16 protein-coding genes and 1 pseudogene are annotated in these 25,452 nt (G+C 68.9%); 8 read left to right on the top strand and 9 right to left on the bottom strand.

What is annotated here, in order from left to right:
* Nucleotides 1-374 (top strand): transposase (locus QOZ89_RS44475; protein WP_312630183.1); only part of this gene is annotated, 374 nt, incomplete at its 5' end.
* On the opposite strand, the gene QOZ89_RS44470 is transcribed toward QOZ89_RS44475, so the two are convergent.
* Together QOZ89_RS44470 and QOZ89_RS44465 are read right to left on the bottom strand one after the other, a co-directional pair.
* Nucleotides 371-940, bottom strand: coding sequence for a hypothetical protein (locus tag QOZ89_RS44470; RefSeq protein ID WP_131803958.1), 570 nt, complete (start codon nucleotides 938-940; stop codon nucleotides 371-373). The two genes, QOZ89_RS44475 and QOZ89_RS44470, sit on opposite strands and share 4 nt — an antisense overlap.
* Before the next feature lie 237 nt (nucleotides 941-1,177).
* A complete protein-coding gene (locus QOZ89_RS44465; RefSeq protein WP_071048581.1) occupies nucleotides 1,178-2,113 on the bottom strand; it encodes an LLM class flavin-dependent oxidoreductase in 936 nt (311 codons plus the stop codon).
* Nucleotides 2,114-2,329: 216 nt separating this feature from the next.
* Here QOZ89_RS44465 and QOZ89_RS44460 point away from each other — a divergent pair, with 216 nt between their 5' ends.
* Nucleotides 2,330-3,094, top strand: coding sequence for an alpha/beta fold hydrolase (locus QOZ89_RS44460; RefSeq protein WP_071048582.1), 765 nt, complete (start codon nucleotides 2,330-2,332; stop codon nucleotides 3,092-3,094).
* A gap of 53 nt (nucleotides 3,095-3,147) precedes the next feature.
* Here the strand turns inward: QOZ89_RS44460 and QOZ89_RS44455 are convergent, their stop codons facing one another.
* Nucleotides 3,148-4,128, bottom strand: a complete 981-nt coding sequence (locus QOZ89_RS44455) for an NAD(P)H-dependent flavin oxidoreductase (RefSeq protein ID WP_071048583.1) — start codon at nucleotides 4,126-4,128, stop codon at nucleotides 3,148-3,150.
* A gap of 311 nt (nucleotides 4,129-4,439) precedes the next feature.
* Between QOZ89_RS44455 and QOZ89_RS44450 the strand changes: the two genes are divergently transcribed.
* The 3 genes from QOZ89_RS44450 (at nucleotide 4,440) to QOZ89_RS44440 (ending at nucleotide 6,892) form a co-directional block, all read left to right on the top strand.
* Nucleotides 4,440-5,246: an enoyl-CoA hydratase/isomerase family protein gene (locus QOZ89_RS44450; RefSeq protein ID WP_071048584.1), complete on the top strand. Its 807-nt coding sequence runs from the start codon at nucleotides 4,440-4,442 to the stop codon at nucleotides 5,244-5,246.
* Nucleotides 5,243-6,154, top strand: a complete 912-nt coding sequence (locus QOZ89_RS44445) for an enoyl-CoA hydratase-related protein (RefSeq protein ID WP_241841684.1) — start codon at nucleotides 5,243-5,245, stop codon at nucleotides 6,152-6,154. Before QOZ89_RS44450 ends, QOZ89_RS44445 begins: the two co-directional genes overlap by 4 nt.
* Nucleotides 6,155-6,241: 87 nt before the next feature.
* Complete coding sequence (locus tag QOZ89_RS44440) at nucleotides 6,242-6,892, top strand: cysteine hydrolase family protein (protein ID WP_071048585.1); 651 nt, start codon at nucleotides 6,242-6,244, stop codon at nucleotides 6,890-6,892.
* On the opposite strand, the gene meaB is transcribed toward QOZ89_RS44440, so the two are convergent.
* The 3 genes from meaB to QOZ89_RS44425 form a co-directional block, all read right to left on the bottom strand.
* Nucleotides 6,828-7,820: a methylmalonyl Co-A mutase-associated GTPase MeaB gene (gene meaB / locus QOZ89_RS44435; RefSeq protein WP_274536517.1), complete on the bottom strand. Its 993-nt coding sequence runs from the start codon at nucleotides 7,818-7,820 to the stop codon at nucleotides 6,828-6,830. The two genes, QOZ89_RS44440 and meaB, sit on opposite strands and share 65 nt — an antisense overlap.
* Nucleotides 7,821-7,836: 16 nt before the next feature.
* Nucleotides 7,837-9,525 (bottom strand): acyl-CoA mutase large subunit family protein, encoded by a 1,689-nt coding sequence (locus QOZ89_RS44430; RefSeq protein WP_157910484.1) that lies wholly within the window; start codon nucleotides 9,523-9,525, stop codon nucleotides 7,837-7,839.
* Between the two features lie 226 nt (nucleotides 9,526-9,751).
* Entirely contained in the window at nucleotides 9,752-10,162 is a 411-nt protein-coding gene (locus QOZ89_RS44425; RefSeq protein WP_071048587.1) for a cobalamin B12-binding domain-containing protein, read from the bottom strand.
* 427 nt (nucleotides 10,163-10,589) lie between these two features.
* Here QOZ89_RS44425 and QOZ89_RS44420 point away from each other — a divergent pair, with 427 nt between their 5' ends.
* Together QOZ89_RS44420 and QOZ89_RS44415 are read left to right on the top strand one after the other, a co-directional pair.
* Nucleotides 10,590-12,818 (top strand): molybdopterin-containing oxidoreductase family protein, encoded by a 2,229-nt coding sequence (locus tag QOZ89_RS44420; RefSeq protein ID WP_071048588.1) that lies wholly within the window; start codon nucleotides 10,590-10,592, stop codon nucleotides 12,816-12,818.
* Between the two features lie 23 nt (nucleotides 12,819-12,841).
* Nucleotides 12,842-14,545 carry an FAD-dependent oxidoreductase gene (locus QOZ89_RS44415; protein ID WP_071048589.1) on the top strand — a complete coding sequence of 568 codons (1,704 nt, stop codon included), beginning with the start codon at nucleotides 12,842-12,844 and terminating at the stop codon, nucleotides 14,543-14,545.
* Nucleotides 14,546-14,693: 148 nt separating this feature from the next.
* On the opposite strand, the gene QOZ89_RS44410 is transcribed toward QOZ89_RS44415, so the two are convergent.
* Nucleotides 14,694-15,722, bottom strand: coding sequence for an aldo/keto reductase (locus QOZ89_RS44410; RefSeq protein ID WP_071048590.1), 1,029 nt, complete (start codon nucleotides 15,720-15,722; stop codon nucleotides 14,694-14,696).
* Between the two features lie 464 nt (nucleotides 15,723-16,186).
* Nucleotides 16,187-21,469, bottom strand: a complete 5,283-nt coding sequence (locus QOZ89_RS44405) for a diguanylate cyclase (RefSeq protein ID WP_312630184.1) — start codon at nucleotides 21,467-21,469, stop codon at nucleotides 16,187-16,189.
* Nucleotides 21,470-21,894: 425 nt separating this feature from the next.
* Between QOZ89_RS44405 and QOZ89_RS44400 the strand changes: the two genes are divergently transcribed.
* Nucleotides 21,895-23,145, top strand: a complete 1,251-nt coding sequence (locus tag QOZ89_RS44400) for an IS701 family transposase (protein WP_491723695.1) — start codon at nucleotides 21,895-21,897, stop codon at nucleotides 23,143-23,145.
* Nucleotides 23,146-23,984: 839 nt separating this feature from the next.
* Here QOZ89_RS44400 and QOZ89_RS48540 read toward each other — a convergent pair.
* A pseudogene (locus tag QOZ89_RS48540) lies at nucleotides 23,985-25,037 on the bottom strand (recombinase family protein); the annotation flags it as partial.
* Nucleotides 25,038-25,452: the final 415 nt, after the last annotated feature.

Raw genomic sequence — 25,452 nt, 5'->3', positions numbered from 1 at the left:
ACTTCCCGCACGCCGCCCAGGCCATCCAGATCACCCGCCGCCGCGGGCCCCTGACCGGCGGCCAGACAACGACCGAGACCATCCACGCGGTCACGAGCCTGCCGACGCATCAGGCCAGCCCCGCGCTGCTCGCCGCACTCGCCCGCGGGCGCTGGGGCATCGAGAACCAGCTCCACTGGGTCCGCGACGTCACCTACGACGAGGACCACCACCGCGCCCGGACAGGAAACGCACCCCAGGTCATGGCCAGCCTCCGCAACCTCGCGATCACCATCCTGCGCCTGACCGGAGCCGGCAACATCGCCCACGCCCTACGCCACCACGCCCGCCACCCCGAACGACCACTCGAAACGATCAAGAAAGTCAGTTGCTAACAAGCAACTTTGCCGGCGCCCTGCCTCGACAGCAGCGTCGATATCCGGCCACGGGTACACCAGATGGACACCGAGAAGTCGGGCGGGAGCGTAGAAGCAGTACTCAGTCGCGAACCGGTTGTGCGCGCGAGCGCCTGCCGCGCGAAGCTCGGGCGACACCACGTCGTGGCGAGACCCGAAGAAGGGCGGCTGCGAGATGGGGCCGTTGTGGTGCAGGATCTCGGCGACTCCCCCGTCCGCCTCCGTCTCGCGCAAACGGCGGGCAGGGTCCATCCCGCCATCTCACCGCCACCGCGGATCGCTCCCCGTGTGTCGACGACGTCCAGGTCCGAATCAGGGAACGGGTAGCCGACGAGACCCATCATCTCGTGGAATCGGGTGAGATAACTTAGGTAGATTTCGTCGTACTGCCGATACTTCGGGTCGAGGTACTCGAGGTACTCGCGACCCGGCAGGCCAATGTGCGAATCCGACGAGGTGACAATCACCGGATTGATGTTCTCGAGCGCTTGACGTCGGGACTCTACGGCTCGGATGTCGAAAGACGAACCGTATTTGTCGTCCATTGTTGCTCCTCAGTCTGACCGTCGCGGATGGTGCTCGACGAGCCCGAGGCCCGAGATGGGAGCGCCTACACTGCTCGAGGTGGGCGATCCGCTCGAATATGCCCGGACACTCCGGCGAACGATACTCTTGAGGTCAACTATTTGACAACAGAGGAAAATCTTTACGTCCACAGCACGGTGGACCACGCGGCGAACCTGCGGATCAAGACCCCTGCACCGTGACGGCCCTGGCCCGCTCTAGCCCTCGGCGAGGAGCTTGCGCAAGGTCGGCATGACCGTCTCCCCGAATGCCTGGATCTGCACGGCGACCTCCTCGGGCGACACCCCCGGCATGTGCGGTCGCAGGTTGATACAGGTCAACGAGGCCTCTTTCATCGTGTGAGCGAGCTGCTCAGCTATGGCGTCCGGGTCGCCGCTGTCGATGTCGGCCACATTCCCGCCGCGGGCCGTCCCCGCCGTCCGGTAGACCGAGTCGAGTGCCTCGACGACATGCGCGGGGGGCTTACCGACCCACACGCGCCGCATCCACCACAGCGGACCGGTCTGGCCGGCGTCGTGGTAATAGGAGACGGTCCGCTTGACCTTCTCCAGGTCGCCGCCGAGAGCCAGCCCGAAGCCAGCGCGAACGGCCCGGTCGACTGCCGGGCGACTCTGGGCCGCGCTCACCACCGGAACCCGTTCGAGGCAACCCTCGCCGATCGCCCAGTCCTCAGCCATGGGGCCGTCGGCGCGCATGCACTCGGACAGAACCTGGAGCTGGGCGCCGAAGTCCTTGAAGCGGTTCTCGAACGAGCGGCCGAAGAACTCGAAGTCCGTCACGCGGTTGCCCGGCGCGAGCCCCAGGCCGACCCGCCCGGGGAACCGGGCCGACATCCAAGCGACCTGCTCGGCCACGACCCTCGGGTCGGTGAGGGTCAACAGCATCGGCGAGGCGCCGGACCAGATGCGGCTGGTCTCCGACAGTATCCAGTTGGCGACGGTCAGCGGCTGGGGTGCGTACATCGGCATGCCCACGTGGTGCTCGCTGATCGTGACGCCGTCGAACCCGACCTTCTCGGCCAGGACCGCCTCGCCGATCATCTGGTCGATCTTCGCGGCCGTGGTGCCGGCCTCGCCGAGATGGAGTCCCAGCGAGATGGACTTGCCGTGGAAAGGTCGCGTGGTGGTAGTCATCGACATCCTCCCTGTGGGTAGACCCTGGGCCGGCACGGCAGAACGCAGCGGTCAGCTGGGCCCGCGAGGTCGGCGCGGTGCGGACCGGACGGCCCCCGGCCGGCGGCCCGCGTGCTGATGGTCGACCGACCACCGCTACACCAATACTCTAGCAATGAACTATACATGGGTCAGTAGCTTGGTGTGACAGGCGCCAGCCGGACGGGGGAACAAGCAGTGCCATTCTTCGAGCGGGACACCGTGCGGATCTACTTCCAGGACACCGGGGAGGGCTACCCCCTTCTGATCATCCCGGGCGGCGGCCTCAATTCGACCATCTCGTTCCTCACACGGGAAGCGCCCTTCGATCCGATCCAGGAGCTGTCGGGAGAGTACCGGTGCATCTCGGCGGACCTGCGCAATGCCATCGGCGGCCGGTCGAGAGGTCCACTCGACGGCGATCGCCCCTGGGATTCCTACACCGACGACCATCTGGCGCTGATGGACCACCTGGGCATCGAGCAGTTCGCGGTGGCCGGCTTCTGCATCGGAGGCCCGCTCATCTGGAACCTGCTGCGACGGGCGTCCGAACGCGTCGTCGCCGCCGTCTTCGTTCAGCCGAGCGGATCGCGCCCCGAGGACCGACGGTTCTTCTACGACATGTACGCGAGCACCTGGGGGCCGAAGACGGCCGAGCTTCGCGACGACGTGACCCCGGAGGCGGCCGACCAGTTCCTCGCGCGGATGTACCTGACCGACCCCGACTTCGTCTTCACTGTGAGTCGCGAATTCGTGCGCCGATGCCAGACGCCGCTGCTGATTCTTCCCGACGACATACCCGCTCACCCGTACGCCGTCGCCATGGAGTGCGCCATGCTCGCCCCGAGGTCCGAGGCGAGCCTGTATCCCTGGATCGAGCCGAGTGAGCGGGTGCCCCTCGCGGTGCGCCAGATCCGCTCGTTCCTCCGGGCGCACCGCGTCGAATCCGTGCCGTCGGGTTGAGGCGCCCGCCCGGAGGTGTCATCACAGCGGCGGCCCGGCGACCGGGTCCCGGATCAGGCGACGGGCGCGCGCACCATGCCGATCAGGCGTTCCAGGACGATCTCCTCCGCCTCACGCACGATGCGCCTCACCAGGTCGGCGCATGTCGGGATATCACGGATGAGCCCCTGCACCATGCCGGCGGACCAGATGCCGTGGTCGAGGTCGCCCGTCTCGTAGACACGTACTCCTCGGACTCCGGCGACCAGCTCGCGGATGTCCTCGAACTGGGCGCCCTCGCCGAGGCGCTTGACGACCTCACGGGAGACGGCGTTGTCCGCGACCCGGGCGGTGTTACGCAGCTGTCGGAAGATCAGCTGGGTGGACAGCTCGTCGGCCTCGACCAGACGCTCCTTCACGTTCTGGTGGATCTCCGACTCCACGGTGCACATGAAACGGGTACCCATGTTGACACCGTCGGCGCCCAGCGCGAGCGCGGCGGCCAGTCCTCGGCCGTCGGCGAACCCACCGGAGGCCAGGAACGGGATGTCGATGGCGTCGGCGGCGGCCGGGATCAGCACCAGGCCTGGGATGTCGTCCTCACCGGGGTGACCGGCGCACTCGAACCCGTCGATCGACAGGGCGTCGACCCCGAGCGCCTGGGCCTTGAGGCCGTGACGCACCGAGGTGCACTTGTGGATCACCTTGATCCCGCGGGCTTTGAAGTGCTCCAGATGCACCGCAGGACTCGATCCGGCAGTCTCGACGAAGGGCACCCCCTCGTCGATGATCACCTGGCGGTACTCGACGTACGGCGGCGGGCTGATAGTCGGGAGGATCGTCAGATTCACGCCGAACGGCTTGTCGGTGAGCTCACGGCATCGCCGAATCTCTTGCCGGAGATGCTCGGGCGTCCGCTGCGTCAACGCCGTGAGGAATCCCAGACCTCCGGCCTCGACCACCGCCGCGACCAGCGGCGCTCGCCCGACCCACTGCATGCCGCCTTGGGCCACCGGGTGCTCGACGCCGAACAGCTCGGTGAACCTCGTCCTCATACGCCACTCCTCAGTTGTCGGCACTCCCGCATACCCGTGATAGACAGGACCGTCACTCGCGGCAACGCGGGGGCCCTTGCCGCGTGGGCCAATAAAAGTCTAGCCTTAGACTATCGATCACGCGAGCACAATAGTAGGGCGTCCGGCGTGGCACGGGTCCGCACTCGGCTCGCGGGAGGGGCGTGAGTGCCGGCCCCCCAGGTCCGCCCGTCGAGGTCGGTCGCCCGCGATCAGGGCCTACCGCATCCAGACGTACCGACCGCGGCGGTGCAGGCGCGGCACCACGGAAGCACTCACCAGGGAGGCACAGCATGGCCCAGACATCCAGGGACGCGCTCCACGAGGTGGTTCTCCGCGAGCTCACCGACGGCGTTCTCACCGTCACGATCAATCGGCCCGATCGCAAGAATGCAGCAAACGACGTCGTCTGGGCGGGCCTCCGAGATGCGTTCCAGGACGCCAAGGACGACCCCGCGGTCCGCGCCGTCATCCTCACCGGTGCCGGCGGCGCCTTTTGCTCGGGCGCCGACCTCGAACAGGGTGCCGGCGCCGGACACCCACTGACCCAGATGAACTGGGTCAACCAGACGGCCGTGGCGCTGCACGAGCTCCCGAAGCCGATCGTCGCGAAGGTCCGCGGAGTCGCAGTCGGCGCCGGGTGGAACCTCGCGCTGGGCTGCGACCTGGTCGTCGCCGCCAAGGACGCCCGCTTCTCGCAGATCTTCACGAAACGTGGGCTTTCGATCGACTTCGGCGGGTCGTGGTTACTGCCGAGGATGGTCGGCATGCAGCAGGCGAAGCGGCTGACGTTCCTGGCCGAGATGGTCTCCGCTGAAGAGGCGGCCGCGCTGAACCTCGTGACCTATGTCGTCGAGCCGGACGAGCTCGACGGGTTCACCACGGACCTGGGCCGCAGGTTGGCCCAGGCGCCGCCGATCGCCATCGCGGAGTCGAAGGCCCTGCTCCACGGAGGAGTGAACTCGACCCTACGGGAGGCACTCGACCACGAGGCGCGCTCTCAGACGATCCAGTTCGCGTCAGCCGACGGACCAGCCGCTCTCGCCGCGTTCCTGGAGAAGCGCGAGCCCGTCTTCACCGGTGAATGGATCGCGCGATGACCGTGGAAGGGACCAGCGCACCGGCGATGCTCACAGAGATCGCATACGCGATCGAGGACGGCATCGCGACTGTGACGCTCGACCGTCCCGACCGGCTCAACGCCTTCACCGAGGTCATGGCCGGCGAGCTGAGTGCGGCCTTCGACGCTGCCGATGCCGACGATGACGTCCGCGTCGTCGTCGTCACGGGTCGGGGACGAGGATTCTGCGCGGGCGCGGACCTGAATCGGCCCAGCTCCGCGTTCGACGACTCCCCAGCGCAGGACGCTGTTCCTGCGACGTTCGGCACCATCGGTGGCGTGCCGCGTGACGGCGGCGGAACCGTCGCCCTGGCCGTGGCCCGCTGCCGCAAGCCGGTCATCGCGGCGATCAACGGACCCGCTGTGGGCGTCGGCGCGACCATGACGTTGCCGATGGACATCCGCCTGGGGTCCGCGACCGCGAAGTTCGGGTTCGTCTTCGCTCGTCGCGGACTCGTCCCCGAGGCGGCGTCGAGCTGGTTCCTCCCGCGGATCGTCGGCATCTCGCGTGCTCTGGAGTGGGTCACGACGGGTCGCGTCTTCGATGCGAAGGAGGCCCTCGCCGGCGGCTTGATCTCGAAGGTCCTACCCCCGGAAGATCTCCTCCCGCACGCCGTGGCCATCGCCCGTGAGATCGCCGACAACACGTCGGCGGTCTCGGTGGCGTTGAGCAAGCAGATGCTCTGGGCGATGCTCGACGCGGACACCCCGTGGGAGGCTCACCGCCTCGACTCGGCCGCGCTGCACGACCTGTCCGGGAGTGCCGACCTCGTGGAGGGAGTCCAGTCGTTCATCGAGAAGCGAGCACCTTCCTTCCCGAACCGGGTCAGTTCGGACTATCCCGACGTTCTTAGCCGCTGGCCCGTGCGACCCGAGGACCTGATCTGAGCCGGAGGACCTGACAGCACGCCCCAACAGGGCGTCCCGTCAGCGGATCTCGTACCCCCGATTGTCGTTCCCTCAAGGAGAGCCAGTGTGAGCGACGCCCCCATTCCCACCGTCGACTCGTCACGCGCAGCACTGCTCGTGATGGACATGCAGCCGTCCGTCCTCACGGACGTCCCCGACTCCGATGCAGTCCTCGCCAAGATCGCGCGCGCCATCGCGGTTGCCCGGGACGCGGGCGTACAGGTTGGCTTCGTCCGCGTTGGCTTCGACGATGCCGACTACGCGCGGATCCCGGCGACCAACAAGGCGTTCGGCCCGCTGGCCGACATGGTCGGCACACTGCACGCCGACAGTCCCGAGACCGCGATCCACCAGCAACTTGCTCCCCGACCCGAGGACATCGTCGTTCGCAAGACCCGGGTCGGCGCGTTCTCCACCACCGACCTCGACCGGCGGCTGCGCGACCGGAGCATCGACACTGTCATCCTGTCGGGAGTGCATACCAGCGGCGTCGTCCTGTCGACCGTGCGCGATGCCGCGGATCGCGACTACGCCGTCCTCGTCCTCGAGGACGGCGTCGCCGACCCCGACCCGCAGCTCCACAGTCTGCTCACCGGCAGCGTCTTCGCGGGTCAGGCGTACGTCATCCCCACGCACGGCCTCGCCCGGGTGCTCACGCCTGGGTATCCCGAACGTCCGACCCGAGGGACTGGGCCACAGCGGCGGCGAGGGCGTTGACCATGTGCCGGGCGCCGTCGCGAGGCGAGAGCAAAGCCGTCTTCGCCGAGCGCCAGTCGTCGGACGACTGGTACCCGTCGAGCCATTGTCGTACAACCTCGAGCGCCCGGGTCCGGGAGACCGTCGTCAGCTGCCCGTCAGCGTGACGTTCCCACGTCGACGGCTCGCCGATGTACGCACGGCGCGCGTCGGCGACCTCGAGCAGGTCGTCGACGCCCGTCCTGTCCGTGGCCACGGTCCTCAGGACCGTGGGTTGCCACCCGTCGCGCCGCGGCGCATGGTGAATGAGCGACTCGAGATCTGCCTGCAGGCTGTGGGCACCGTCGCGATCCGCTTTGTTGATCACGTACAGGTCTGCGACCTCGAGAAGCCCGGCCTTCAGGGACTGGACGACATCGCCGGCGCCCGGGTTGAGGACCACGACCGTGGAGTCGACGGTCCCGTTGATGTCGACCTCACCCTGCCCTACTCCGACGGACTCCACCAGGACCCAGTCGTAGGCCACGCTCAGCAAGGCGACGGCGTCGGCCGCCGCACCGGCGAGCCCCCCGGCTGCGTTGCGCGAGGCCATCGACCGGATGAACACTCCGTCGTCAAGGTTGTGCTCACGCATACGGAAGCGATCCCCCAGGACCGAGCCGCCCGAGAGCGGCGACGAGGGGTCGATCGCCAGCACCCCGACGGTCGCACCACGCTGACGCAAGGCCCGCACAACCGCCCCGATCAGGGTTGACTTGCCGGCACCAGGTGGCCCAGTGAAGCCGAGCGTACCGGACCGCCGGTGCTCCCAGGCCAGTCGGGACAGCGTCAGAGCCGTAGCGTCGCCGGACTCCAGCAGCGTCAGAGCACGGCTCAAGCCCCCGACGTCACCGCCCCTGACACGCTGGAAGGCCTCCTCCGCGACCTGGGCGGACAATCCCCACCCCACGTTCCCCACGACGACGTCAGAACGTCGGCGAATCGAAGCGGCCGAGGACCTGCACCAGCGCCTCGGTCATCTCGCCCATGGTGGCGTCAACCCGCACACAGTCCATCAGGGGTGGGATGACGTTCTCGCCTTGCTCGGTCGCCGTACTGAGCACCGCCAGCGCCTGCTCGACCGCCGCGCTGTCGCGTCGTTCGCGCACTGCCTGAACGCGGGCGATCTGCCGGTCCCGGGTCCTGGGGTCGTACTCGAACAGCTCGATCGGCGCCTCGTGCTCGGGGACGAACATGTTTACCCCGATCACCACGTCCTCACCGGACTCGATCCGCCGTGCCCAAGCGTAGCTCTGTCGGGCGATCTCCCGCGCCAGAGCGCCGGACTCGATCGACGCCACCGCCCCGCCCCAGCTCTCGATCTCGGCCATGTGCTCCTTGATCTTCGCCTCGATCTCGTCCGTCAGCGTCTCGACATAGTAGGAACCACCCAGCGGGTCGACGACATCGGTGACGCCGGTCTCGTAGGCCACGAGTGCCGAGACAAGGTTGCACAGCTCGGTGCTCTCCTCGGTGGGGATCGCGTAGGCCTCGTCGTAGGCCGGCACCGACACCATCTGGCTCCCGCCCAAGGCCATGGTGAGGGCGTGGTAGGCGATCCGCGCGATGTTCAGGAGCGGGTGTGCCCGCGTGAGGCTGGTGCCCGACCCGCCGCCGCCGCTGTACTTGAACTGCATGGTCCGGGTCTTCTCGGCCCCGAAACGGTCACGGGCCAGGTAGGCCCACAGTCGACGGGCGGCGCGCTGCTGGCAGATGTTCTCGAAGAACTCCATGTCCCCGTACAGGTTGAACGTCATGTTCGCGCCGAAGTCGTCGATGTGGTATCCGCGACGCTTCATCTCCTCGATGTACTCGACCGCGTTCACGAACGAGGCCGCCAGCGCGAACGCGCTGGTCGCGCCGGCCTCCTTGATGTGCACCTGGTTGAAGGTGATGGCGTTGAACTTCGGGGTGTGCTTCCGCGCGAACTCGACGACGTCGCACGCGAGACGCACGGCGGGCTGCGGGGGGAACACGAAGTTGCCCCGAGCTACGAACTCCTTGAGCGGGTCGTTCTGGATGGTGCCGCGGAGGACCTCCCACGGGATCCCACGCCGCTCGGCGAGAACGAGGTGCATCGCGTAGATGATCGGAGCAGGTGCGTTGATGGTGAAGTTCACGCCCGCACCGGCGATGTCGATCTCGTCGAACATGGCCGTGTAGTCGTCCATCGTGCTGATGGCGACCCCCACGCGCCCGACGTCGAACTCGACCTTCGGGTGGTCGGGGTCGTAACCCAACTGGGTGGGCAGGTCGAAGGCCACACTCAGTGCGTTGTAGCCCGCCGCGATCTGGCGGCGGAACATCCCGTTCGTCTCCTCGCTCGTGCCGGCGCCGGAGTACTTCCGGAACGACCAGAGGTGAGTGCGGTACATCGTCGGATGAATGCCGCGGGTGAACGGGAAGCCGCCGGGCTCTCCGAGATCTTTCGACTCGTCGAAGTCCTGGAGGTCGTCACCCCGGTAGACCGGCTTGATCTCGATCCCGGAGCACACCGACGCCGCCGGTACCTCGTAGGTCTGCCCACCGATCTCGTACTGCGCCGACTCGGTGGCCCGACGCACCACCTGGTGACGCCGCGTCTGCCGCTGGGTTGACGTTCGCTCAGTCGTCATCTGTGCTCCTTGGTCCCGAGCCCACCGAGCGCTGGCGCTTCTTGTCGTCTCGCCCGGCCCGGGGGTGTCCTGAAATCGGTAGCTGGCGGGATGCCGCGACGGCCGGACGGATCCCGTACCCGGGGCCGCAATCGCATCCCAGCGTCATCGGGATCGTGGGCAGCGGCGGTGCACCAGATCGCTCACGAGCAGGACGCGTGGTGCTCGCAGGAGCGCCCAGTGGTCGTCACGCGATCACTTCGCGCTTGCGGCCAGCGGACTCGACGAACTCCACGATCGAGTCGATCGACGACTCGACGGGGAACACGCCGTCCACTCCCATGCCGAGTAGAACGTCGACATCGGGACCGAGGATGATCCCCCCGACCACCAGTGCCGGGCTGGCCCCGCGCTTCTCGAACTCGGACAACACCCGCCGCGCGATCTCAACGGGACCGCCGGCCATGATGCTGAGGCCGACGACATCGACGTCCTCCTGTTGCGCCACGGCGGCGATCTCTTCCGGCGTCCAGTGGAGGCCGGTGTAGATCACCTCCATGCCGGCGTCGCGGAGCGCCAGTGTCAGAACCTTCGCTCCACGGTCATGCCCGTCGAGGCCCGGCTTCGCCATCAGAACCCTCACTGGCCGTGCAGACATCAGGTACTCCCTTACTGCTCTGCTCTCCTCGCGCGCGGCGGTTCCAGCCTAGTACCCAACCAGCAATTGGTCTACATCTCGACTATCTGGCGAGCACCCAGAAGGGGGGCCTTCCTACGAAGGGTCCGACCGGCCCTCGGTCGGCGCCGCTGCGGCAGACACGCCCCGCAGCCAGATGACGCCGGTTCCCGCCAATTCAAGACTTCCCTTGTCTGATCTTCACCTAAAGTCTAGCCTGCGACTGTCGGATGGTGTAGCAACTGGGAGCTGCCGGCTCGCGCCGTCGAAGGGCCCCGTTGCGCCAGAGGTCCACACCGGGGGTCCATATGGGTTTGCTGCACTGACGTCCAGGGTGCGTCGGTCCATGTAGCCTCCGCGTTCGGCTGTCACGGATAGGCCGAGCCTCACAGCTGCGAGGGAAGAAGCGATGTCTGTCGTTCATCAGTCCGTGTGCCGGACCTGCCAGATCTACTGCCCAACCCTCGTGACGGTCGACGACGGTCGGATCACCAAGGTCACGGGGGACCCGACAGTTGAGCTGTACCAGGGCTACACGTGCGTGAAGGGGCGCAACTCGAAGAACCTGTACGGGCACGCCGATCGCCTGACCCATCCGCTGAAGCGGATGCCGAACGGTGAGTTCGAGCGCATCTCGCTCGACGACGCGCTGTCGGAGATCGCCGAGCGGCTACAGGAGCTGCGACAGCAGCACGGCAACGACTCTGTGGCCATGTACTGGGGCAACCACCTGCCCGAGGACCACCCCTCGAACATGGCGATGGCCGAGGCATTCATGGCTGCGATCGACGCGCCGCAGGCCTACAACGTGCTGACTATAGACCAGCCAGGTAAGGCCATCTCCACGGCCCTCCACGGCGTGTGGATGGCACCGGAGGGACACAAACTCGAGCCCGACGTCGTCATGGTGGTCGGTTGCAACCCGCTGGTCAGCCACCAGCACCAGGCCGGACCGCCCGCCGACTTCATCCGGGACCTCAGTCGCCGCAACGGCCAGCTGATTGTGATCGACCCGCGTCGGACCGAGACCGCGAAGCGCGCGGCGATCCACCTCGCCCCCAAGCCGGGCGAGGACGTCGCGATCCTGGCCGGCATGTTACGGGTGGTCTTCGAGGAGGACCTGTGGGACCGCGAGTTCGTCGCGGAGAACGTCGACGGGGTCGAGGCGCTGCGGGCCGCGGTCGCGCCGTTCACCCCTGACGTGGTCGCCCGACGCGCCGACATCGACGCCGTTGAGCTCGTCCGGGCGGCGCGTCTGTTTGGTAGCGCGGGACGCGGCTACGTGATCGCCGGCACCGGTCCCAGCATGAGCGGATGGTCGACCCTGGTCGAATACCTTGTCAAGTGCCTCGACACTGTGACCGGCCACCACCTGCGGGACGGCGAGCCGCTGGTCAGTCCCATCTCCTTCCTGCCCTACGCCCAGCCGAAGGCGCAGGCGCTGGCTCCCTGGCCTGCCTTCACCGAGAGCGACCAGATGCGGGTGCGCGGACTCGTCCGCTCCGCCGCTGGCCGGCCGACGGCGGCACTGCCCGACGAGATCCTCACCCCCGGCGAGGGCCAGGTCCGGGCCTTGCTGAGCATCGGTGGCAACCCCGCGACGAGCTGGCCCGACCAGCTAAAGACGGTGAAGGCGCTGCGCTCCCTGGACCTTCTGGTCCACGTGGACGTGCAGATGACCACGACGGCCCGGCTGGCCGACTACGTACTCCCCACCACGTTGCCCTACGAAGTCCCGGGAACAAACGCGCTGGCCGACTTCCTCCCCCTCTTCAACTCCGTGTGGGGCTTCGCGAAGCCGTTCGCCCGCTACACCCCGCCTGTCGTGCAGCGTCCGGCCGACTCCGACCTGGCAGAGATGTGGCAGATCCTCTTCCGGCTCGCCGGCAAGGTGGGCGTCGGACTGGAGGTCTACCCCGGCGTTGGCAAGGAGGGCGCGGCGCCCGGCACGGAGCCGGTCAAGCTCGACATGTCGGCCGAGCCCACGAGCGAGGAGATGCTCGACCTGACCTTCGCCGGTAGCCGGGTCCCGCTCGAGGAGATTCGGGCGACGCCTGGCGGCGTGACCCGCGAGGACCACAACGTCGTGGTCGCCGCCAAGGACCCCGGCTGGACCGGACGCCTCGATGTGGGCAACCCCCTTATGGTGGGTCACCTGAACGAGGTCGCCACCGGACAGTCCGACGCGCTGGACGACCCGCGGTTCCCGTTCCGGGTCACCTCGCGCCGGCTGCGGCACGTCTGGAACACCCCGACCTACGCGATCCCGGCCGACTACCCGACCTACAACCCCCTCTACATACACCCCGCCGACATGGCCGAGCTGGGCATCGAGGCCGGCGACCTGGTCGAGGTCCGCTCGGAACGGGCCTCGGTACGCGCCATCGCCGACGCCGACGACACGCTGCGACGCAAGATCGTGTCGCTCTCCCACGGTTTCGGCGGTCTCCCAGACGAGGACGAGGACCCGGCCAGGGGTGCGAGCATCGGCCGCCTACTGGCCAACGACCGGGTGTTCGAGCGGTACTCGGGTCAGCCGCTGATGAGCAACATCCCCGTCGCGCTCGTGCCCCTCGCGGAATGTGCCACCTCCACCAGCGACCTGGACGCGGCCGACTGCGCTCCGGCCGCCCACTAGCGCGCCAGAGAGACACAGACACCATGCCGCACGTCATCATCCAGAACTGCTGCAACGACGCAGCCTGCGTACCGGTTTGTCCGGTCGACTGCATCCACCCGACCCCGAACGACCCCGACTACGCCACGACCGAGATGCTCTACATCGACCCCGACGTGTGCATCGACTGCGGCGCCTGCCTCGAGGTGTGCCCCGTCGACGCCATCAGCCGTGACTCGGATCTGTCACCGGCGACGGCGCGGTACCAGGAGATCAACAAGGTCTACTTCGCCGCCACGGGCGCCAGGTCGAACATGGACCCCACCCCGTGGCTGGTGCCGGGCGCGGCTGCGGTCAGCACCGAAGGCGCAGCCGATGCCGAGGACCCGGCAACGTTGCGGGTCGCGGTCGTCGGCACCGGCCCAGCTGGCCTGTACACGGCCGAGGCGCTGCTTGCTCAGGGCGATGTGCCCGTGCGTGTGGACATGTTCGAGAAGCTCTGCACGCCCGGCGGACTGGTGCGGTTCGGGGTCGCACCCGACCACCAGAAGACCAAGGGGGTCCAGCGGACCTTCGCGCGGACCATGCAGCGCGACGGGCTGCGGGCCTTCTTCAACGTCGCGGTCGGCCAGGACATCTCCCACGAGGAGCTCATGCGCCGCTACCACGCCGTCGTCTACGCGGTTGGGGTCAACACCGGCAAGCGCCTGGGCGTCCCCGGCGAGGACTTGGCGAACAGCCACGCTGCGTCCGACTTCGTCGCGTGGTTCAACGGGCACCCCGACCACGCCGACCGCACCTTCGACCTGTCGTCCGAGCGCGCGGTGGTCCTGGGCAACGGCAACGTCGCCGTCGACGTCGCGCGGATCCTGACCGCCGACGTCGACGACCTCGCGCAGACCGACATCGCGGACCACGCGCTGGCGGCGCTACGCGAGTCGAACATCCGTGAAGTCGTGGTCGTCGGTCGGCGGGGGCCGGGCGACGCGGCCTTCTCCTCACCCGAGCTCCTCGGCCTGGCTCAGCGCCCCGACGTCGATGTCGTCGTGGACGGCACGCACCTCGGTTCGCCGTCCGAGGACGTCGCGCCGTCGGACAACGCGGCCTTCAGCCGCGCGCTCAAGATCGAGATCCTGCGCGAGCTCTCGACGAGGCAACCGACCGCCGCCCGTCGTGTCGTCTTCAAATTCTTCGCCTCCCCGGTGGACCTCTTGGGCGAGGACCAGGTGGAGGGCATCCGGCTCGTCGAGAACAAGCTCGCGGCCGAGGGCGCGGCCATGACGGTCCAGCCCACGGAGCGGCTAGAGACCCTCGAGTGCGGTTTGGTCCTCCGAGCGGTCGGCTACCGGGGCACCTCCACTCCCGGCGTCCCGTTCGACGAGGCGCGGGGGATCATCCCGAACGACCACGGACGGGCGCTGGAGTCGGTCGAAGGAACCCACATGACCGGTGTCTACACCACCGGATGGATCAAGCGCGGCCCCACCGGCGTCATCGGGACGAACAAGAAGTGCGCCCAGGATACCGTGTCCTCGATTCTCGAGGACTTCTTGAGAGGGCGGCTCAGCACCCCGACCGTCGCGCTCGACGGACTTGAGGAACTGCTCCCTGAGTCGATCGGTCTCAACGGGGCGCAGGCCATCGAGGCATTCGAGCTGGACGCCGGACGGCAGCAGGGGCGGCCTAGGGTCAAGCTGGTGCGGCCCGAGGAACTGATCGCGATCGGTCGCTCGGCTCTCGAACGGTGACCGTCGATGCCCCGCGCGAGGCGCCGCGGCGCACGACAACAGCCAGCCCCAGCTGGCCTAACCGACACCGGTCGTCCTGAGGGCGCTGCGCCGGCCTGCCTCCCGTCGAGAAGGCCGGCGCGCACCAAGAGGCCCGAGCCTCGATCGGCTAGTACGGTGCTTTGATCTGCGGGGGCGTCAGGTCGTCGACCGCCGCTACCGCCGACGGCATGTCGACGTCCGTGGCGACCGCTCCGACAAGCCCGGCGACCTGCTCGGCTCGATCGACACCGAGGATCGTCGCGCTGACGGCGGGACGGGAGAGGACCCAGGCCACGGCGACCGCCGATGTCGTCGTCCCGTGGTCCGCGGCGATCTTCTCGACGGCGCGGACGCAGGCGAAAGTCTCGTCGTTCCAGTACTGGTCCTGCAGGAGCTTGCGATGCGCGAATCGCGAGCCCGGGTCTGGTGCTTCGGCCTGGTGGAAGCGACCGGTCAGCATGCCTCCCGCCATGGCTTGGAACGCGAGCACACCCACCCCAGCGGCGGCGCACGCGGGCAACAGTTCCTTCTCCGGACCGCGAGACAGGGCGTTGAGCGGGGCCTGCTGGCTCACGATTGTGTGGAGCCCCATCCGGTCAGCTGTCCACAGGGCGCTGTAGAGCTGCCACGACTGGAACAGCGACGACCCCACGTACCGCACCTTGCCCGCGGTGACGAGGTCGTCGGTCGCGCGCAGCGTTTCCTCGATCGGCGTGCTTTGGTCCCAGTAGTGCAGGGCCAGGACGTCGATGTGGTCGGTCCCGAGGCGACGAAGGGACTCCTCGACGGACCGAATGATGTTGATGCGCGACAGTCCGTGGGAGTTCGGCGGGATCCCTCGCGACCAGCGTTCCGAGAACGCCGCCCGGCCGCTCACCAGGTCGAGGTTTGCCAGCTCGTCATCGCCAGCGCGGAGGCCCACCTTGGTCATCAGGACGACGTCGTCGCGGCGGCTGCCCAGCGCAGCCCCGAGAAAGCGTTCGCTGTCGCCGTTGCCGTAGACGGACGCGGTGTCGAACGCGACGATGCCGAGGTCCAGCGCGCGGGCGACGATCTCCCGAACCTCCGCCTGGTCGGCGAGCTCTCCGAAGGTAGCGCCGCCGAGTACGATTCTGGACAGGCGGAGGCCTGTCGTACCGAGCCGTGTGAAGTCCACTCGTTCTCCCTCTTCTTCCGTTCTCCCGTTCCTCGTTGGTCCCGACGGTCAAGACTCCCGACGGTCAAGACTGAGGGACCGAGCCGGGGCATCATTCAGACGGTGGTCAGCGTGGGGCCTGTGCGCCGCCGGTCGTCGCACAGTTGCGTGTGCGTTCGGCCCTCTGCCGGGTGCTCCTGGGGGTGGCGTGCCGTCGGGGACGTAGCGGAACGTGTTGTCACACGTCGAATGCCTCCGGAGCCGCTGCGATGCGGGGGGCATCGCTTGCCCACCGACTGAAGGCGCCCGACCGGCATACTCCAAGCCTAGACTGTTGAGGACGCGACTACAATCGCACGTCTGCGGTGCGCTCGGTCAGGACCGAACCTCCTCAAGACCTCCTCAAGCGAGACGCCCAGTCGATCGAGTTCTTGAGACCACCGGGCACATCGCGCCATGGACATGCTCGAAACAGAACTGCGAACTCATGATCGGATCTGGACGACGACGCGGTCACGACCGGCCTGCTTGGCCGAGTACAGCGCGCGGTCAGCGCGGGCTAGAAGATCTGCCAGGCCGCTGTCGTGGGGTGACAGCAGGGTCAGGCCGACGCTTACGTGCACGTTGAGTGGGCCGGCGGAGGTGTCGATCGGGTCGTTGGCCACCGCGCGCCGCAGCCGTTCGGTGACCGCTTCGGCGATGGGCAGTGGCCCGGGCAGCAGCGCGGCGAACTCCTCGCCGCCCACGCGTCCGACGACGTCCTCCTCGCGCAGGCAGGCCCGGATGCGCTGGGCGATCTCGGCCAGGACCGCGTCACCGACGGCGTGTCCGTGGGTGTCGTTGACCCGCTTGAAATGATCGACATCGATCATCGCCGCGCTCACCGGCTGGCAGGCGGCGGCGCGGCGCTTGATGGCGTGTTCGGCCTGCTCGAGGAATTGCCGCCGGTTGGCGAGTCCGGTCAGCGGGTCGGTGGATGCGTGCTGGCGCAGCTCCTCGAACAGCTGCGCGTTCCGGTAGGCAATCAGGGTTTGCTCGATCACGGTACGGGCCGTCTGGATGTGCGTCTCGCCGTAGCAGCCCGGCGTGCGGGAGGCGAGCACGACGACGATGTCGGCGTTGTGGCGCAGCGGCAGGGGCGCGGCCAGCCAGCTCGACGCCGGATGCCGCTGGCCGGGCAGTTCCGTGGTGTCGTCGTCGGCGGCTACTACTCGGGTGCTGTCGAAGGCTTCCCGCAGTGGCCAGTCGTCGGGGACGACGAGTTCCGTGCCGACGACGACCTCGGCGACGTCCCCGTGGGTCGAGTCGACCCGGATGGTGCCGGACACGCGGGTCATGACCCAGGCAGCGTCGAACGGCAGGATCGGCTTGGCCGCGCTCAGCACCTGACCGGGGATTTCCCGTGCGTCGAGCGTCGCCGTCGCCCGCGCGGTGACGGTGCGCAGTGTCTCGGCGAATTCCCGCTGGCGTCGTTCCGCCGCGACGAGCGCCTGCAACTGGGCCGTCTCGGCGGTGTGGAGTGACTGTCCGACCTGTCGCGCCAGGAGGATGAGGATCTGGGCGTCCTCTGTGGTGAACAGGCCGCGGGCGACTCGGCTGTCAACGTAGATGACGCCGCTGCGCTGCTCGTCGAACGGGATCGGCGCGGCGAGGATGCTGCGCAGGCCGTACTGGACAGCGCTTTCCGATCCCAGGGCCGCACCCTCGTCCGTACCAGTCACGACCAGCGGCCGCTGCTCGGCGAGCACCCGTTCGACGACCGTTGTGGCGAACCGGGTGAGCCCGCCGTTGCCCGCCTCGGATTCGGCCTCGCTCTCGGGTTCGGCCTCGTCGTCGCCGGCGCGCTTCGCGGTGCGGCTGGCGTAGAGCCGTAACTGACCGGAACCGGGCTGATCTGAGCCGGGCGTGCCGTCGGGCAGCAGCAGCAGCGCCCGGTCCGCACCCAAGATGCCGATGATCTCGTCGAGAGCCACGGCGGCGACGGACTCCGGGGCCAGATGCCCGCTGGCCGCCGTACCGACCCGCAGGACCGCGTCGAGGCGGCGGCGGTCTCGGCTGGACTCGACGAATGTCGACCCGCGGGTGAATCCCTCCGGGAATGATCTCTGCTCGAGAGCCGTGAACTCGCGCAACACTGCGCGTTCCCGACCGACCCAGCCGCGGCGTCGGGCGAGCTGGGCGGCCAGCTCCGCTTCGGTCTCGGCGCGGTCGGTGTCGCCCTGCGCGCGCAGGCACCGGGCCCGTTCTAGCAGCGCGTCGAAACGGACGCGCGGCAGATCAAGATCGCGCGCTCGGCGCTCCGCGGCGTCCAGGAGGTCCAGCGCCGCGTCGTGGTCGGCAGCGAGTTGGCGTTCCATGGCCCGCAGCACCCGCAGCTCGGCCGCTAACGGTGGGTAGGTCGCCGCCCAGCGGGCTTCACGCAGGGCGTGGCGCGCGATCCGGGCCCGCCGGGTCCGTTCCGGCCCGGGCGGCGTGCCGCGCGCCTGTTCGAGGCGTCCCCGCGCCTTCGCGACCCAGAAAGACCGGAAGAACTGGGGCACCTGGAATGGACGAAGACCGACAGCGTCCCCGGCGGCGACCGCTGTGTCGAAGGCTGGGCCGAATTCGCCGTCCTCGACCTCGAGTTCGACGAGTTGATGACAGATCATGTAGCGACGGAACCGTTCGTACGCGGGTTCGGTGGCGAGGGCGGCTAGGCCGGGATGCGCAACCGGCGGGTAGCCGAGTATCCGTGCGAGCCGCGCCCGCACGAACGTGAGCTCCTCCCGTATGCGGTCGCCTCCCGCTGCCCCCAGCGGCGCCTCACAAACATCCCAGGCCTCTCGAAAACAGCCCCGCAGAACGAGACTAAGTATCAGGACCATATAACTGGCGACGAAGTAGGAAGTCTCCATCCACCTGGCTTCACGGCGAAAGACATCCGCAAAGTCCGGCTCCGCCTCGACATTGCGGCCCATAAACACCAGCACCCCGCAGGTGTAGAGGACCACCTTCGTTCGCAGCACCGGGTCGTTGCTCTCCTCCGCGAGCCCCCGCAACCAGCCGAGGTCACGCACCACGGCTCGGCTACGTCCGAGCTCCGCCGCGACAAGGGCCGAGACAAGGTGACCGAGTATGTACGTCTCCCCCGACCCGAGCCGCTGGCTGGGCGTCACGGCCGACATCATGAACGCCAGCACCGGTCCCGGCCGCCCGCAGAACCATTCACACAGGACGCCGATCTCGTAAAGGCGGCGTCGGAGTTCGTGCAGATTCCTGGTGTCGCCACGGGCCCCGCCGAAGCCGGTCCACCGCGACCGGCAGGCCATGCCGACCACCCATCGGCCCGCGCTGACCGCCGCCATCGCCGCCGGATTGGGAGGCAGGCCGCGGCCGATCTCGGCCAGGCCCCGGTGGACGTACTCCCGCCCGGCAGCCACGCGAAACTCGCCGAACTCGACCCAGGCCAACTCGAGCAAAATCCCCGCGCGCCGACGGGGATCGCGCTGCCCGCCAAGCGCGCGGGCGAAGTGCATCCGCGCGTCCTCGGGCTGGACCGTGCGCGCGCAGGCGAACGCGAACCCCTCCTCGAAGTCGGCGTCAGGCTCGAGGCCCGCCTCGGTGGCCGCCGTCCACGCGGCACGGTAGAACGTGACCGCCTCATATGGCGCCGGAGCGGCGAGCGCCGCCGCCGCCGCCGCGGCGGTCAGCCGGAAACGGCGCTTCGGGGCCACGTCCCCGGCGATCGCATGCCGGGCGAGTTCGTACGGGCGTTGCTGTCCTCCCGTCTCGGCTTCCAGGACATCGACGACGCGTCGATGCACCGTCTGCCGCGCCGCCGCGTCCATCGTCGACAGCAGTGCCTCGTGCATGCAGTCGTGCACGAACGACCAGATTCCCTCCCCGCTGGGCGCGGCCAGCTGGTGCGCTTCGGCCTCAGCCATCGCCCGCGCGACCGCGGCGGCGGTGCTCGCGCTCACGGCCGACAGCAACGCGAGGTCGAACCGCCGGCCGATCACCGCGGCGGCACCGAGGACCGATACGGCGCTGGGGCTGAGCGTGTCCGCCCGGCGGCGGATCAGGTCAAGGACCTCCACCGGCAGCGGCAACGAGTCGAGGCCGGACCGGTCAAGGACGAAACGTCCCCAGTCGGGACGCACCAGCCCAGCGTCGATCACCGCTCGCACGTACTCGACTACCGCCAGCGGATTGCCCGACGAGCGCACGGCAACCTCACGCGCGAAGGCCTCGTCAGTGACTTCACCGAGGTAGTAGTCGATCACTTCGGAAACCTCGGCGGTGTCCATCGGACCCAGCGCGACGTCCCAGCTCGTCGCTCGCCCAGCCGCAATCCGCAGCGACGGGTCCCGGGTGGAGTTGATGACCAGTAGTGGCGCTGTGTCGACGGACGCCGTGAGGTCCTCGATGACCCGCCGGTCCGCCGGCCCTAGCCACTGGGCGTCGTCCACCCAGATGACCATCCCGTCGGACAGCCTCGCCAGCCGGCTGAGAAACCCGACCACGACCGAGCGGAATCGCAGATCGCCGACCTCCGGCCCGCCCACCGCCCCCGCCACAGCCGGGGCATCCATCTCGATGATGCGGGCGAGAAGGGGATGCAGTCGGGCCAGGCTCGGCGCATCGGCCCCCGCGGCGGCCACGATCCGGTCGGACAATTCCCGCCGCCGTGGCTCGGGCACGGACTGAAGCTCGCGAACATAGCTGCCGATCAGATCGCCCAACAGGACGAGCGGAACGGAGGCGTGCGCGGCGCACCGACCACGCAGCACCGGGCGTCCGGCCACCAGACCAGGCGAGGCGAGCAGATCCTCAATGAGGACGGTCTTGCCGGCGCCGGCCTGCCCGGTGACCGTCACCACACCACGACCGCCCTCGAGACAATGCGCCCAGGACCGCCGCAGCAGCGCGCGCTCACGCCGACGTCCGATCAAGTGGTCGGTGGTCCACGCCCCGCCCGCCCTGACAGGCGGCGTCGGTGTGCCAGGGCCGAGCGGAACGAGGGCGGCGAGCGGGGTGAGGGCGGCGACGACATCCAAGGCCGACGAGTAGCGATCGTCCGGGTCCTTGGCCAGCAGCCGGGCCACCACAGCGGCGAGGCCGTCAGGAACGTCCGCGCGCACCTGGACCAGTGGACGCGGCGCCGCGACAGCGTGCATGCGCATCAGCTCAGCAGTGTCGGATGCCTGGAACGGCGGCGAGCCAGCCAGACAGTGGTACAGCACTGCTCCCAGAGCATAGAGGTCGGCGCGCGCATCAACCTCCCGGTGCAACATGCCTGTTTGCTCCGGGGCACTGTAGACAATCGTGCCGACCGCGACGTCATCGCGCTGCCGGCCGGCCCGCGTCATCAAGCCGAAGTCCAGCAGCGTCGCATCTCCGGTTGGACTGATCAGGATATTCGCCGGTTTGACGTCCTGGTGAACCAGACCCCGCCGGTGCGCTTCGGACAGCGCCGAGGCTACGTCCAGCCCGATCCGCGTGGTGTCGATGACGCCCAGGGGTCCCGCCCGTATCCGTGACTCCAACGGCTCACCCTCGACGAAATCCATGACGAGATATGGATAGTCAGCCGTCCGCCCGGCGGCCCGGACCGTGGCTATATTCGGGTGATTTATGCACGCAAGAATTGTTGCCTCACGGGCGAAAACAGACGCCGTACGCTCGTCGTAGGCTACCGCCCGGACCGGGACTTTGACCGCATAGTGTCGACCGGCCCGCTCCGCCCGATAGACGACCGAGTATGAGCTCCGCGCCGCCTCCTCCCTCACAACCACACCGGGTATGACGATCTCCGCCACAAACCATCACCTCACCATCCGCAACCCAGTCGTCCGTTCCCAGACCGCAGCCACTGCGTCACCGCGGACAAAACTACTATCTCGTCAAGCAAGACCGACCGCATGTCGATCTTGAAAACACGACCCGGATCAGACGCATCGGCCATACCCGGGGCATGGCCAGGCAATCGCCGTGCGCGGTCGCGGAGCTTCGCCCACCGAGGGTCAGCCAGGCGCGCCGCGGCGGCCAGGTCACCGGGATGCCGGGCGGACCGGTGCGGCCCGCGTCGGCGGCGGATTCGGGGTGGCGGTGAGAGGGGCCGCCCTGTGGGGCTGTGGCTGGTCGCTGGTTGGTCAGGTCGGGGCAGGTGGACGTACGGTTGTGGTGTCTGGCTGGGCCGTTTCGGGGGAGCCCGATGGCCACACCTCGCAAGCCGACCGCGCCGACGGCGGAGGCGATCGACCGGTTCTGTGGCGACTTCGATGACCTGTTCTGCCGTGTGGCTGAGCGCACGGCGCTGCGGCACTATCTGATCGGTCTGTTGCTGCCCCGGGAGCGCAACAAGACGTTGACGGAGCTTGCCGCTCTGGTTCCCGGTGCTGACCGGCAGCGGCTGCATCACTTCCTGCACGACGCCCCGTGGGATCCCGACGCGCTGGGCGCACGGCGGGTGGACCTGTGGCGTCGGCACCCGGACCTGGGGCCGCATGGCAACGGCGTGCTCATCATCGACGAGACCGGGGACCGCAAACGCGGCCATGGCATCGTGCTGGCCGCCCAGCAGTACATCGGCAAGCTCGGCCGCACCGCCAACGGCGTCGTCTCGGTCACCAGCCACTGGGCTGACGGCAGCCGGCACGTGCCGCTGGGGGTGCGGCCCTACCGGCCCGCCTCCCGACTACCCGCCGGCAAAGCGGACCCGGCGTTCGCCACCAAGCCGGAGCTGGCCTGGGACCTGATCAAGCAGGCCCAGGCTGGCGGTGTGCCGTTCCGCGCGGTGGTGGCCGACTGCGTCTACGGCGAGAACCCGAAGCTGGAAGGGCGTCTGCGGACGGCCAGGATCCGCTACGTGCTGGCCCTACGCCCCCGCCACGGCACCTGGCAGTTCGTCGCCGACCCCGCCCATCCGCCGGCGTTCACCCCCGCCGAGGCCGCCGCCCGCCTGCCACTGGAAGCCTGGCGGCGCCTGGTACTGACCGACAGCCACAACCGACCGCTGGCCCGCTATGTCGCCGAGCTGGAGCTGGGCCCCTGCTACGGACCGGCCCAGGGCACCCGCCTGATCGCCGCCACCGCCGACCCGACAGCGCTCACCGCCGATTCGACCTGGTTCATGGCCACCAACCTCTCGAGGGCCGAGGCGGACGCGGCCGAGGTCTACCGGATCTACCGACTCCGGGACTGGGTCGAGAGGAGCAAGCCGCAGTGCTGTTATAACTGCGACTCGCTGGCATCGTGGGTGTTTCCTTCCGGTTCTGTGTTCATGTCGGTGTTCGTGGTGGCCTGCTGGTTGGCCAGCCAGGGCCGGCGGGTGTGTCCCCCGTTGGGCATCAGGTGCAGGGCGCGGAGCCGTTCGACCTCGGCGGGGTCGGCGTGCAGGACCCATCTGCGGGGGGCGTCGGGGTGGCGGTGGGCGTCCACCCAGCCGCGGCCGATCCAGGTGTAGAGGGTGACCTGGGGCATGTCGAGTTCGCGGGCGAGGTCGGCCAGCCACCACTTGTGCTCGCCCAGCGGCGGGCTGGTGTGGCGCTGGGTGGCTGGTTCGGTCAGGCCGAGGGTGCCCATCAGGTCGCGGACTGCCTGCGGTCCGAAGCAGGCCCGCCTCTTGGGCGGGCGGAAGCCCTCCCGGTTCAGGCAGTCGGCGATCTGGGTGGCGTTCTGCCCGGCGGCCGCGAGCTCGCGGACCCGCGCGGCCAGCTGCGGGTAGTAGCTGAGCTGGGTCAGGCGGGCCACCGGCCGCACCACCTCGCCGTCGCTGCGGTGGCCCCCGGCCCAGGTCACCTGCACCTTCACCTTCTCGCTGGTATCGAGGACCTCCACGCGGACCTGCTCGACGAGCAGGCGCAGCAGCTGTTTGCGGTCGGCGTCGGCGGTGGTGGGCGCGTGCCACAGCGCGGGGATGTCGGCGGCCAGGGCGCGGATGTGCTCGCGTTCGGCTGCGGTGAGGGTGCGCGGGCGGGCCGCGGCGAAGCGGTCGTACTCCTCACCCAGGCGTTGGCGCTCGGCCAGCGCAGCCTCCCAGTCCCTCTCCAGCTGGCGCACGACCAGCCGGTTCTCCGGCTCGGCCAGCTGGTACTGGCGGCGGGCCCGGTCGGCGACGTAGTCAGCCCGCTCCAGGCGCTGCCGCCAGATCCGGTCCACCTGCGCCCGCTGCGCCTCGACCTGCTCGGCCGCCGCCAGGGAGACCTCGAGTGCGGCCGGGGCCACGGCTGCCAGCAGCAGCGCGGTGACGTAGGCGTCCACGCAGCCGCCGGCCAGCTGCTGGCACCGCTCGGCACCATATTCGATCTTGTCGCGGGAGCAGACGTAGACCGGCTGCTGCCTGCTGCCCGGCCCCCGCCGGTAGTGCGCCGCCATCTTCCTGCCGCAGCGGGCGCAGACCACCAGCCCGCTCAGCAGGGCCGGGCCGTTACGCGCCGCGCCCATGCTGCGCGCCCAGGACCGGTTGGCGTCCAATCGCTGCATGTTCCGCTCGTACTGCTCGACGCTGATGTAGGACGGCAGCACCCCGGGCAGGTAGGCCACCCAGTCCTCGCGGGGCTGGCGTACCCGCCCGGTGTCCGGCCGCCCGGCCTGCCGCCGCCGGGGGTCCAGGCCGGTGCGGCCGTAGGCATAGATACCAGCGTAGGCCGGGTGGTGGAGCATGTTCTGGATCCCGGCCCGGCTGGGCCGGCGCCAGGTCAGCTCCCCGCGCCGGGGCCCGTGGTGCAGACGCCCCCCGACCTGGATGTGGTTGTCGGCCAGGTAGGCCAGCACCGCGTTCACCGTGCCGAGCCGCTCGAACAGCTCGAACACCAGGCGCACCACGGCCTGGACCTGCTCGTCGGGGTCGAGCACCACCTCCCCCGAGAGGCGGCGCACATACCCGGCCGGCAGCTCCAGCGCCAGTTCCCCGCGCCGGGCCTTGTTCACCCGCCCGGACGACATCCGCTGCCGGATCAGGTAGAGCTCGGCCTGGCTGATCGTCCCCTTCAGCCCCAGCAGCAGTCGGTCGTTGTGGTCGTTGGGGTCGTAGACCCCGTCCGTATCAGCCAGCAGCGTCCCCGACAGAGCGCACAGCTCGAGCAGCTGGTGCCACTCCCGGCCGCCGCGGGCCAGCCGGGACATCTCCGCGCCCACCACGATGCCGACGTGGCCCAACCCGACCTCGGCGACCAGCCGGGCGAACCCCGGCCGGTCGGCCACCCCCGACGCCGAGCACCCCAAATCGTCGTCGATGACCAGTACCCGCGACCGGTCCCACCCCAGCGCCACCGCCCGCTCGGCCAGCCCGTACTGCACCCGGGTCGACTCGGTGTTGCGCTCGACCTGCGCGAGGGTGGACTGGCGGACATACACCGCCGCGAGAAGATCACAGTGCCGCGGCTGCACCTTGCCGTGCACCCGCTCCCACGGCAGGGCCGCCGTGCTCACCCCGCTCACCCCCGCTCCCGCCGCTCGTCGGTGCCGACCCTGCCACCGCCCGCTCGACCAGCAGGCCCAGCAGGCGCCGCACGGCCAGCCGGTTCACCTCCGGGAACGCCCCCCACGGTGGGACGACAACCGCCGGGCCCGCCACCCCGGGGGGACAGCTGTGTTTCCTGACATCGCAACAAACCTCCCGGTTCTTCGTCATTTTCTTCGTCGATCTGCGCATCCCGCAGCCGTCGGACGGCCGCTACCAGCGCCAACAGAGCGTCTACCCCGATCACGGGAGCGCTCATTCCCTCCACTCCCGAAGAATTTATGCGTGCAGTGCGGCTTGCTCTTCGAG

Source organism: Pseudofrankia coriaricola, assembly GCF_032027725.1.
In the GTDB taxonomy this organism is placed as follows: Bacteria; Actinomycetota; Actinomycetes; order Frankiales; family Frankiaceae; genus Pseudofrankia.
Note: the sequence above shows the minus strand (reverse complement) of the source record. Positions and strands in the feature narration are given on the sequence as shown.